The sequence below is a fragment of the Candidatus Magnetominusculus dajiuhuensis genome, from assembly GCF_046044395.1.
GTDB lineage: Bacteria > Nitrospirota > Thermodesulfovibrionia > Thermodesulfovibrionales > Magnetobacteriaceae > Magnetominusculus > Magnetominusculus dajiuhuensis.
On record NZ_JBJUSG010000117.1, the window covers coordinates 1 to 11,408 of the forward strand.

At 47.1% G+C, this 11,408-nt stretch carries 9 protein-coding genes; 3 read left to right on the forward strand and 6 right to left on the reverse strand.

Annotation, left to right across the window (positions count from 1 at the left end; translation table 11 throughout):
• Positions 1-416: 416 nt before the first annotated feature.
• The 3 genes from AB7D94_RS13800 to AB7D94_RS13810 are packed head-to-tail and all read left to right on the forward strand — an operon-like array spanning position 417 to position 4,352.
• The gene (locus AB7D94_RS13800) at positions 417-2,510 is read left to right on the forward strand and encodes a response regulator (RefSeq protein WP_420266502.1); all 2,094 of its coding nucleotides are present in this window, start codon (positions 417-419) and stop codon (positions 2,508-2,510) included.
• A 23-nt stretch (positions 2,511-2,533) separates the two neighbouring features.
• Entirely contained in the window at positions 2,534-3,826 is a 1,293-nt protein-coding gene (locus tag AB7D94_RS13805) for a sensor histidine kinase (RefSeq protein WP_420266503.1), read from the forward strand.
• Positions 3,819-4,352 (forward strand): response regulator, encoded by a 534-nt coding sequence (locus AB7D94_RS13810; protein ID WP_420266505.1) that lies wholly within the window; start codon positions 3,819-3,821, stop codon positions 4,350-4,352. The genes AB7D94_RS13805 and AB7D94_RS13810 overlap by 8 nt, the downstream gene beginning before the upstream one ends.
• A gap of 134 nt (positions 4,353-4,486) precedes the next feature.
• Here AB7D94_RS13810 and AB7D94_RS13815 read toward each other — a convergent pair whose 3' ends face one another.
• From AB7D94_RS13815 to AB7D94_RS13840, 6 genes are all read right to left on the reverse strand, one after another.
• The gene (locus AB7D94_RS13815; RefSeq protein ID WP_420266506.1) at positions 4,487-5,683 is read right to left on the reverse strand and encodes a phosphoglycerate kinase; all 1,197 of its coding nucleotides are present in this window, start codon (positions 5,681-5,683) and stop codon (positions 4,487-4,489) included.
• A gap of 12 nt (positions 5,684-5,695) precedes the next feature.
• Entirely contained in the window at positions 5,696-6,697 is a 1,002-nt protein-coding gene (gap, locus tag AB7D94_RS13820) for a type I glyceraldehyde-3-phosphate dehydrogenase (RefSeq protein ID WP_420266507.1), read from the reverse strand.
• A 148-nt stretch (positions 6,698-6,845) separates the two neighbouring features.
• Complete coding sequence (locus AB7D94_RS13825; protein ID WP_420266508.1) at positions 6,846-8,078, reverse strand: DUF1015 domain-containing protein; 1,233 nt, start codon at positions 8,076-8,078, stop codon at positions 6,846-6,848.
• Between the two features lie 257 nt (positions 8,079-8,335).
• Entirely contained in the window at positions 8,336-10,009 is a 1,674-nt protein-coding gene (locus AB7D94_RS13830) for an ammonium transporter (protein ID WP_420266510.1), read from the reverse strand.
• Between the two features lie 603 nt (positions 10,010-10,612).
• A complete protein-coding gene (locus AB7D94_RS13835; RefSeq protein WP_420266511.1) occupies positions 10,613-10,954 on the reverse strand; it encodes a hypothetical protein in 342 nt (113 codons plus the stop codon).
• Positions 10,951-11,286 (reverse strand): hypothetical protein, encoded by a 336-nt coding sequence (locus AB7D94_RS13840; RefSeq protein ID WP_420266512.1) that lies wholly within the window; start codon positions 11,284-11,286, stop codon positions 10,951-10,953. The genes AB7D94_RS13835 and AB7D94_RS13840 overlap by 4 nt, the downstream gene beginning before the upstream one ends.
• Positions 11,287-11,408: the final 122 nt, after the last annotated feature.

Below are 11,408 nucleotides of genomic sequence, written 5' to 3' on the forward strand. Positions count from 1 at the left end.
AAAAAAAACACCGGGGGGGGGGGCTGCTTTACTATTGTGACACAGTCTGTTGTCCCTTTGCGTCATTCCGGCTTGTCCGGAATCTTCCCTTAGGTGGGTGTTTCTTGATGATTTTGCCTATTCTGAGGCATAAGGACAGATTCCAGACAAGCCGGAATGACAAAAATGAGGGCGGCACTGACAAAAAATGAGGGCGGTGACATATTCAGGCGTTCATTTGTTGTCTGTCATTCCCATGTTTTTTTATTCTGTCATTCCAGCGAAGGCAGCAATCCAGGAGAGGAAATTACTGTTGCAATTTTCAAATGCGTATGCCCTGAGCGTTTATTTGATTTATGAAATATTTCATTTTATGATAGAATAGCGCGTGGTGTTGTGTTGGATGGAACAGACAATATGATATTGTGAAGGGGCTTATGGGAAAGAAAAGCATTCTCGTAGTTGATGACGAGGTCGTTGTATCTCTGGAGATAAAAAAGCTGCTTCAGGGGTGGGGGTACAGGGTGGCCGGTACTGTCAGCTCTGGCGAGGATGCGCTTCAGAAGGTTGAGGAATCCGTCCCCGACCTCGTGCTGATGGATATCAACCTTCGCGGAGATATTGACGGGATAGAGACCTCAAAGTTGATTAAGGACAGATATAAGATCCCAATTATTTATATTACCGCTTATATTGATTACAATATCTTAAAACGTGTCGAAAAGACCAACCCCTATGGATACATACTAAAACCATTCAACGAAAGTGAACTCTATGCCGTAATAAAAATCGCCCTCTATAACAGTAAGACAGAAAAAGAACTTGAGCTGCAATACCTTATTCAAAGCGTATTAAACACTATACTTGGCATATCTCTGGAACCTATTTCACTTACTGAACAGATGGACAAGATTCTGGACAAGATTATGACGCTTTCATGGTTAAGGCTGGAGTCCAAAGGCTCTATCTTCCTTGTCGAAGAGACGGAGGAAGTCCTTGAGCTGAAGGTTCATAAGGGTTTTTCAAGAGAGCTGCTTGAGGCTTGTAGCAGGGTGCCCTTTGGCAAGTGCCTGTGTGGGAAGGCGGCGGCTACCCGTAAAATCGTCTTTTCGGACTGTATAGATGGCCGCCACGATATTACATTTGATAACATGACACAGCATGGACATTTTTGTGTCCCTATCATACTTACAGGCAAGCTCATTGGGGTCATTAACCTGTACCTCAAAGAAGGGCACAAGAAAAGTGAACTGGAAGAGGAGTTTTTAGTTGCGGTATCCAATACCCTTGCCGGTATCATCGCCAGAAGGAGTGCTGAGGAGGCATTCAGGGAACTAAAGCAGCGCAAAGAGATGATCCTTAATTCAGCGGGTGAGGGTATCTTCGGCCTTGATAGAAATGGGCTTATTTCCTTTGTAAATCCCGCGGCAACGAAGATGACCGGATGGCACCCCGAAGAGCTGATTGGAAAGAAACAGCATGACGTAATTCACCATCCCAATACGGGCGATGTAGCCTGTTATATTGACAAGTGCAACATATATAAGACTTTTTTTGATGGCAAGGTCTATCGCGTTGATGGAGAGGTGTTTTGGAGAAAGGACGGCACGAGTTTCCCGGTAGAGTATGTCTCTACCCCGATTTTTGATGACAACCATCGTCTGATGGGAGCGGTTATCGTGTTTAGTGATACATCACTGAGAAAACAGGCTGAGGAAAAACAGGCACTACTCCTTGACGAACTTAAACACACGAACGAAAATCTGTTATTCAGCCAGGAAAAAGTGATTCAATCAGAAAAACTGGCAGCCCTTGGGCAACTGGTCTCCGGCGTTGCCCATGAGATAAATACCCCCATTGGCAACAGCGTAATGGCGGCTTCCCACCTTCAGGACAGAACCAGAGAGATTGTAGAATTATTTAACCAGAATAAACTGTCGAAGTCTAAACTCGAAAATTATTTCTCATCGGCATCTGAAGACAGCGATATTATCTTAAAGAATCTCCTCAGGTCATCGGCCATGGTTAAGAGTTTTAAAATGGTCTCAGGAGACCAGACAAGCCAGCAGCGGCGCAGGTTCAAGCTGAAGGAATACCTTGAGGATATTATCATGAGTCTGAGGCCGACACTCAAAAAGACCTCGCTTGAGGTACATATACACTGCGATGAGTCCTTGGAGCTTGATAGCTATCCCGGTGCGTTTGCCCAGATAATCACCAATCTTGTCACCAATGCGATAACCCACGCCTTTGATAAAGACTCTAAAGGAAAGATAGATATAAATGTAATAGAGACCCAAAAAAATATAGTCATAATGTTCAACGACAACGGCAAAGGGGTCGCCAACGATGTCGTGTGCAGGATTTTCGACCCATTTTTCACAACGAACCGCAAAGGCGGAAACAGCGGCCTGGGGCTTAATATCGTCTTTAACATCGTGCAAAAGACATTACAGGGAGAAGTTGAATGTGAGACTATTGAGGGCGAGGGGACAAGTTTTGTTATCACTATACCAAGGGAACTACCTTGAAGATATGAGGATATAATCTTACTATGGAAAAGAAAGAGGAGAGTTATTCGTTTTACGAAGAGGATGAGCAGCAGTCGGCTCATCAGGCTGGGGTATGGAAGGTGCTTATCGTTGATGACGACGTCGAGGTGCACAGGGCGACAAAGTCGTCTCTGGCAGAGTTTACTTTTCAGGGCAGGGGCCTGATGCTCCTGTTTGCGGCCTCGGCTGCCGAGGCAAGGAAACTGATAGTGAAGCATGGGGATATGGCCGTTGTCCTGCTTGATGTCGTGATGGAAGACGATCTGGCAGGGTTGAACTTTGCGAAATATGTCCGTGAAGATTTGAAAAACCGATTCGTCAGGATATTATTAAGGACGGGGCAGCCCGGCATAGCCCCCGAAAAGTCGGTTATCGTCAATTACGACATCAACGGTTTTCTGGAGAAGAGCGACCTTACAGTGCAAAAACTCTACACCGCAATCATCACCTGCCTGCGTTCGTACAGGGACATTACAGACCTCGAAACCGCTAACATCGTGCTGAAAACAGAATTTGAAATGCGAATAGAAGCCGAGAGGAAAATGGCCGAACAGGCACAGCAGGCGGCAATCGGGCTGGCAATATTGCAGATAATTCACGGCGCGAAAAATATCCTCAATGCCCTTAAAGGCGGAAAATATATTATCGAATCCGCCCTCAAAAACGACAACCTCGACCTGATAAAAAAGGGCTGGGACGTGACGAAAATCGGCATCGCACGCATGGAAGACCTCACCTGCGGCCTGCTCGACCTGTCGCGCTTTAACAGGCTCGAAATTAAGCCGTATTCCATTAACACCCTCATAGGGGAGATTCTTGACGCCTGCCGGAATTCTCAGACCTGTTCTGAGATTAACGATATCGAAATCGCCGCCCGTATGGGAGATTCCCTTCCTGAGGCGATGTTCGATTATAAGGCGGTTCACACCGCGTTGATGAATCTCATCTGCAACGCTGTTGATACATGCAGAGATAAAGTATATAATAGTGGGGCAAGCGGCAAGGTCGCCATAAACACGTATCTCGACGTCAACGGTTACGTCTGCATAGATGTGGAGGACAACGGCTGCGGGATTGGGCAGGATGATATGAAAAATATCTTTAAACTATTTTATACTACAAAACACTCTAAAGGAAACGGCCTTGGGCTGTCCATAACAAAGAAGATTATCGAAGAGCACGGTGGGAGGCTTGATATAGATTCAGAGTTGGGCAGAGGGACGAAATTTACGATAGCGCTTCCACAGCGCCAGCAACTAAATAATAACGAACAAAAGGAGAACCACAATGGGTAAACGCGTACTGGTAGTTGATGACGATGAGGCGGCAAGAAAATTTCTAACAATAGCCCTGGAACAAAAGGGGTATGTCGTACTTACGGCGGCAGATGGTGAGGAAGGGGTTAAAAAGGCAACAGAGGGAAACCCTGACATCATCATTTTAGACATTATGATGCCTAAGAAAAACGGCATAAGCGCCTTACAGGACATCAGGGGCAAAAAGGAGACAAGAGATATTCCGATTATAATACTAAGCTCTGCCCTGAGCTTTATAGAACATGCCCGTAAGGAAATTGACAACAAGGAAGTCATAAAGGAGATGGAGCGTCTGCTGGACAATGTGGACAGCACAATAGACAAGGTCTTCCTGCGCTTTGCCTCGTATCGCAAGATATTGCTGTTTGAAAGAGAACAGATGCTGAAACAATTCAAAGACAAAGAGGCAAATATAAAACCGTATCTGTCCTTACCTGATTTGTTTCTGGATAAACCCATAGACCCAGATGAGTTGGCAGAGGCTATGAAGGAGCTGTTGAACTAAGAATTAAAAGATTAAAGGATTAACGACGAAGGGGGGGTAACCCCCCCTTCACCCCGTAAATCTCGCCAGCGTTACTCCAAAAAAAAGGCCTGAGGACAGTGCACCCAAGCCTTTTTTAATGTGTATGATATAGTTTACTTTTTCTCTGAGAGCGCCGCAACCCCGGGCAGTACCTTCCCTTCAAGAAGCTCTAACGACGCACCGCCTCCCGTAGAGATAAACGAGACCTTATCAGCAACCCCGGCCCTCTTGACGGCCAATACCGAATCCCCGCCCCCTATGATACTCGTCCCGCTTGAGGCCGCCACGGCCTTCGCCAGAGAGTACGTGCCCGTTGAAAACGCATCTATCTCGAACAGCCCCATCGGGCCGTTCCACACTATGGTCTTTGCATCTGCCACAGCGGAAGCAAACAGCTTCGACGACTCAGGCCCTACGTCAAGTATCTTCCAGCCAGCCGGTACATTTTTTACAGAGACAACCTTCGTCTCTGCCCCATGCTCCGTGGACTGCGCTATCACACAGTCTATCGGCAGCAGGAAGTCCACATTGTTGGCCTTCATCTTTTCCATTATAGACCTGGCCGTATCAAGCATTTCAGCCTCACACAGCGAATCGCCTATTTCGTAGCCCTGTGCCATGAAAAACGTATTGGCCATGCCTCCGCCAATGATAACCTTGTTGACCTTGCCGGCCAGGTTATCAAGTACGGCGATCTTACCCGACACCTTCGCTCCGCCTACTATTGCCACAAACGGCCTGACCGGATTGTTTATGGATTCAATCAGGTATTCGAGTTCCTTTTTCATCAGAAGCCCCGCAGCCGCCGTCTTTACGAATTTCGTTATACCCTCGGTCGTAGCGTGCGCCCTGTGGGCAGTGCCAAAGGCGTCATTTACGTATACATCGGCAAGTCTCGACAGTTTTTCTGAGAAACCAGGGTCGTTTTTCTCCTCTTCAGCGTAAAATCTGACGTTTTCAAGGAGTATCACATCGCCATCCTTCATGTTGCTAACGGTTTTTTCAACTTCAGGGCCAACGCAATCAGAGGCAAAAGCCACCTTCTGTCCGAGCAGCTCCTCAAGCCGTTTTGCCACGGGGGCAAGGCTGAACTTGGGATTAGGCTTCCCCTTAGGCCTGCCCAGATGGGAGGCAAGGATTACCCTTGCGCCACCTTTGACCGCCAATTGTATCGTCGGCAAGGCCATACGAATCCTGTTGTCATCTGAGATATTGCCACTGTCATCAAACGGGACATTAAAGTCCACCCTTATAAAAGTGCGCTTGCCTTTTAAATCAAGGTCAGTTATTACAACTTTATTAAGACCCATTGCAATGTCCCCCTATCTCTTTGATATAACATAGAGGGTGAGGTCTCTTAAGCGGCAGCTATAACCCCATTCGTTGTCATACCATGAGATTACTTTTGCCATGTTGCCTATTGTCTTTGTCAGTGCCGGGTCAAATATGGACGAGTGTGGATTGCCCTTGAAGTCCGACGATACGAGCGGCTCATCGCAATACTGCAGGATTCCCTTCATCGGGCCGTCCGCCGCCGCCTTCATAGCGCTGTTAATCTCTGCCGCCGATGCCTCTTTCTTCAGCTCTACGGTAAGGTCAACAACTGACACGTTTGGGGTTGGTACACGCATCGAAAACCCGTCTAACTTGCCCTTTAGCTCTGGAAGCACAAGGCCAATAGCCTTAGCCGCGCCAGTGCTTGAAGGAATTATGGAAAGTGCCGCCGCCCTCGCCCTTCTGAGGTCTTTGTGCGCGAGGTCAAGCAGTCTCTGGTCGTTGGTATAAGAGTGCACGGTGGTCATCAGGCCCTTTACGATACCGAATTCACTGTGTAATACCTTGGAGATTGGCGACAGACAGTTCGTCGTACACGAGGCATTGGAGATTATCTTGTGTTTTGCCGGGTCAAGCAGTTCATTGTTTACGCCCATACATACGGTGATGTCCTCGTCGGACGCAGGGGCTGAAATCAATACCCAGCCAGCGCCAGCAGTCAGATGCTTCGTTGCCGCGTCCCTCTTTGTGAACAGGCCGGTTGACTCTACGGCTATCTCAACACCCATCGCCTTCCACGGAAGATTCGCAGGGTCCCTCTCTGCCGTTATTTTTATGGTCTTGCCGTTTACAATCAATGCGTCGTCTTTGGCGGATACATCGGCGTGGAGATTGCCTACTACCGAGTCATATTTCAACAAGTGGGCAAGGGTCTTCGCGTCTGTGATGTCGTTGATTGCCACGATTTCGATCTCTTTCGATTCCATGCACGCCCTAAAGTAGTTCCTGCCGATCCTTCCGAATCCATTTACACCTATTTTTACAGCCATACGAACCTCCTCCATCGCTCAGGGGGCATAGTCGACCGCGGGCCATCTGTCAAAACTCCAGCCCACACCCTTTCATAAGCCCCTTCGCTTTCCGGATAATTATTCGGAGACAAAGCCTCCTGACGTTTTACTGCTACTTATTAATGCTTTACTTATCAAAATAGTTAATCACTATGCCTGTCGGTATCTTAGGATAGAAATATGTTGACTTAGGCGGCATCCTCAAGCCCGCCCTCGCCACCAGCTCAATGTCCTCAACGCGCGTGGGATTGAGAAAAAAGGCCGCTTCATATTGCTGGCCTTCCTGCCCACCCTCAACCTTCGCAATCGTCTTTGCCATATCCATGTCATATCCGAATTCACTGACATTATACAACTTTTTGAAAATTATTTCATGCAATATAATCACGTCTATGCCTAAAACTCCGGGCGGTGTTTTTCCCCTGTATTGAAGCGTATAAAATTGTCCACCTCTGAGGAGCATCCCAAAGGTGTACGTCTTATTCGCTATGGCCTTTAATATGTCAGTGCCGGGGGTAAGGCGTGTCACGTCGAACTGCTCTTTTAACATATCAAGCGCACCATCAGGTAGCTTTGATAGCAGCCTGTGCGTAGGTTTAATCGTTATCCCCGTCTCAGCGGTGTTTACAAGCAGCATCAGCACGTAATTATACGCGGCGTCCGAATCGCCGGAGCCTTCTTTCATAAGCTGCTGGTATTTGAGGGCGGTTTCATATCTATGATGGCCGTCGGCGATAAAAATATCCTTTCCACACAGGCCGTGTCTGATTGTATCAATATCCAACTGGTCATTAACTATCCAGCATTTATGGACAACGGCGTCGTCATCGGTAAATTCGATATATGGCTTCTCATTAAGGGTGCTGCCCAGCACATCGGCTGTCTTCATATCGGGATTATTATAGATGGAAAAAATCGGGCTTGTGTTAGCCCTGCAGATGCGAAGCAGGTTGAACCTGTCCTCTTTTGGTTTGGAATGAGTCATCTCGTGCGGGTAGATACCCTTACCTGGCTGGAACAGTTTTACTGCGGCAAATATGCCTCTCATCGTCTTTTTTTTGCCTTCGGATTCATAGACCGTTTCATAGAGGTAATAAGCTGGCCTGTCGCCGAACTTTATGACGCCCTCATTTATCCAGTTTCTAAGATTTTCGGAGGCCAGCAGGTACTTCGTCAGATTACCGCCGTCTGTGGAAGTCTCTATGCCGCAGTCCACCCTCGCTATATTATACGGGCCGCGATTATAGAGCCTCTGCAGCATATCGCCCGTTATAATGTCATAAGGCGGTGCCGTTACGTCACACATTGAGACCTTCTCAGGGTCATACAACAAACCCCTGAATGGGACTGCTTCAGTCAATTTAACCTCTCTGGCTGCTCTATAAAATATACGAACACTACCATAGCTCTAAGGACACCATTATAGCATTGCACGTCAAAGAATTACAAACCGTCGAATTGTGTAAAATTGGTTGCCTCAAATTCAGAGAACCTGAAGTCTGCCATACACGAACCTTCAATAACACGAGACGTCGGGTCTGTCAACGTTTATTATTCAAAAAAACCCCCCGCTCTTACTGACGCGGGGGTTTTTCCATCATATGTTCTGTCTGTTTACTATCTGTGAGTACTTCTGCGCACCTCGAAATCCGGGTACGCGGTTACAGCTACTTCGTTTTGGTCAAGTCCTTCCATTTCGACCTCCTCGGAGACCCTCAATGGTACTATCTTATCAAGCACCTTAAAAAATACATACATTACGATGAACACGAAGACAATGTTCGTACAGATGCCTATTATCTCTGCTCCTAACTGTGAGGCGTCTCCGTAGAACAGTCCTTTCACCGTGCCAGTGACATTATTTAATCCATCGCCATAGGTGCCGTCCGCAAAAAGCCCAACTGCTATAAGGCCCCATGCCCCATTAACGCCATGCACTGATACCGCCCCTACAGGGTCATCTACCTTAAGCGTTCTCTCCACAATAAAGACGCTCATACTGCAGAGCACTCCCGCAACAAGCCCTATAATCACCGCACTTGTGGAATTCACAAAGGCACACGGCGCGGTAATCGCCACAAGCCCGGCTAAAAGTCCATTGGCTGACATGGAGATGTCCGGTTTCTTGTAAAATATCCACATGTATATCATAGCCGAAAATGCCCCCGCAGCCATGGCAAGCAGTGTGTTTACAGCGATAACGGATACCCTCAAGTCTCCGCCTGCCAGCGTGCTTCCGGGATTGAAGCCGAACCACCCGAAGGCCAGAATTAAAGTGCCAAGTACCGCCATGGGAATATGATGGCCGGGAATGGCGTTGGGTGTCCCGTCTGCCCTGTATTTCCCAATCCTCGGGCCTAAGACAATCGCTCCGGCAAGGGCGGCAACCCCGCCGCACATGTGAACGACACTTGATCCCGCAAAGTCAACGGTGCCATGCCCCAATCCGAAATTCTTTCCAAGCTGCGAAAGCCAGCCCCCGCCCCATACCCAGTTGGCGTACAGCGGATACACTATCATGGAAATAAAGAACGAGTAGACAACGAATGACTTAAACGTCCATCTCTCCGCCATAGCGCCGGTTGGTATCGTCGCTGTCGTATCCATAAAAACCAACTGGAAGAGAAAGAGCGTATATACCGATGCGTCATACGCGTCTCCCGACAAAAAGAACCCCTTCGTACCGAATAGTCCAAACTCCTTGCCAAACAGCTTGATTGTGAACTCGCCATCCATCAACCCCGTACCGCCAGCGAGGGAGGCCACTGCCCCTACCCCGCCCATCTGCACGGCGTAACCCATTACCCAGTAGCCGACAGCGCCCAACGAAAATACCATCAGATTCATGGCCATCGTATGCGAGGCGTTTTTGGCCCGACAAAAACCAGTTTCAACAAGGGCAAATCCGGCCTGCATGAAAAACACGAGAAATCCACACAACAGCGTCCACATAAAATTGATGGCTATCCTGTTGTGGCCGCTTACGTCGGCGAGTTTTGCAGCCAATGGTTCAGCAGCGCTCATGTTTTTTAAATCATCGGCTGTTGGTGCCCCGGCCGATGCGCCCACTACGTCAGCCGCCCCGCCAATATTTGCCCCCGAAGGGTCGGCCTTCGGGGGGGGAGTTGGCGCCGGTGACACCGCTGCTGCTGGCACCGGAGATGCCGCCGGCGCTGGCGCGCCCTGGTCCTCAGCCGACACAAGGGCAGGCACAACCGTGGACAAAAGGAAATACCCGAACAGCAAAATAAAAATTCCCGCATACCGCTTCCTGACTTTAGATCGTTTCATGACTTCTCTCCTTACCTGTGTATGTATTTGTGCAACCTTGCGGCCTTGCAACACTGCAAGTGCCATGTTATCGCGGCTCTCTACCTGCAAATCGCGCGTACTGTCCTAAAGTGCCGTTAAAATTGTGTTAAAACTACATCAAAATCTATTAAAATTATATCAGGATTCATGCCAGAACGTAATACATTGATATATATGGATAATATCAGCTTTGATGTGATACATAAATGTATCATGCTACAATTATGTATCGTTGGGTTGCTTGTAGAAATGTCCTGAAAGCGAAGCGTTGTGTACCGAAAGACGGGCGATAGGACATTTCTATTTTGGTATGATATTGGTGAGAATTTTCTTGGGTTAGCTTACAGTTGTTATCCTTTTTACAATAGGTAAAAAGCTAAATGGTCAGCAGCAGCGCCATCCCTTTAAGAATTCTACCGTTACTGGCCTCGTTGCGCTTTCCGCTGTGCTTGGGCTTCTTAGGGTGATTTGGTTGTTAAAGACAACTGATTTAAGAACTAAGGGATTACGATTAGTGCCCATTTTGCTATTTCTTGAGATATCTCATATCCATGAGACGCTATGTTTTCAAATTCTGCAAAATCATATAGAATATTCAATGTTTCTATGGGTACTAAGAATTTTTCTGACAGAATACGCAATAAACCGCCTAATGTTTTCGTAATATTTAATATTTTTACTGTCCAAGCTCTCCTTGATTTTTATTTCAGTTAATACCCTTAACCCTGTAACAACCAAGAAAGGATACATCTTGATTATAGATTCAAGATATGCAATATACTCTTTCTCCTGGAGCTTTAAAGGAATTCTTGTGTTCAAGTCTTCCTTCTTGTACGAAAATGCAACCACCTGCAAACGAGGCATTTGAGCATCTACACTTTTTACGTTATCCACTTCTACGCCCTTTTTATCAACTGTATTCAATGTGATAATAGCCTCATAACAGCAGCTACACCCGCTATTCCGGCTGCTACTATGGTGCCGAGCCTTACAGATAGTTTTAACTCAAGCTCCTTTAAGTCGCGTTTGAAATTGTTTTCAAGCTCTTTTAAATCACGTTGCAGATGAACCTCCATTTCTTTCAGGTCACGGGATATTTTATTGTCAAGCTCTTTCAAGTCCCGCCTGGAAGCAAGCCTTTCCTCTAACAGCTCAGATAAGACCTCAGTTTGCACCTCTGCTTGCTCCTCAGTAAAGCCAACGGCCCTAAGCCTCTTTACATACGAATGGCTGTCAAATATCACGCTCTCAGTCATGGACTTATCCTCCGCACTGTCCTATATTAAAAAAATATTGGGAAGGCTGTCAATCCTCTGGTGAGAATTTTCTGTAATACCAAAATAGAAATGTCCTATTCTACCAAAGTAGAAATGTCCTA

Excerpts from the sequence above, each read along its gene's own strand:
- AB7D94_RS13830 (WP_420266510.1), bottom strand. The coding sequence starts at position 10,009 with ATGAAACGATCTAAAGTCAGGAAGCGGTATGCGGGAATTTTTATTTTG.
- AB7D94_RS13805 (WP_420266503.1), top strand. The coding sequence starts at position 2,534 with ATGGAAAAGAAAGAGGAGAGTTATTCGTTTTACGAAGAGGATGAGCAG.
- AB7D94_RS13815 (WP_420266506.1), bottom strand. The coding sequence starts at position 5,683 with ATGGGTCTTAATAAAGTTGTAATAACTGACCTTGATTTAAAAGGCAAG.
- gap (WP_420266507.1), bottom strand. The coding sequence starts at position 6,697 with ATGGCTGTAAAAATAGGTGTAAATGGATTCGGAAGGATCGGCAGGAAC.
- AB7D94_RS13810 (WP_420266505.1), top strand. The coding sequence starts at position 3,819 with ATGGGTAAACGCGTACTGGTAGTTGATGACGATGAGGCGGCAAGAAAA.
- AB7D94_RS13800 (WP_420266502.1), top strand. The coding sequence starts at position 417 with ATGGGAAAGAAAAGCATTCTCGTAGTTGATGACGAGGTCGTTGTATCT.
- AB7D94_RS13840 (WP_420266512.1), bottom strand. The coding sequence starts at position 11,286 with ATGACTGAGAGCGTGATATTTGACAGCCATTCGTATGTAAAGAGGCTT.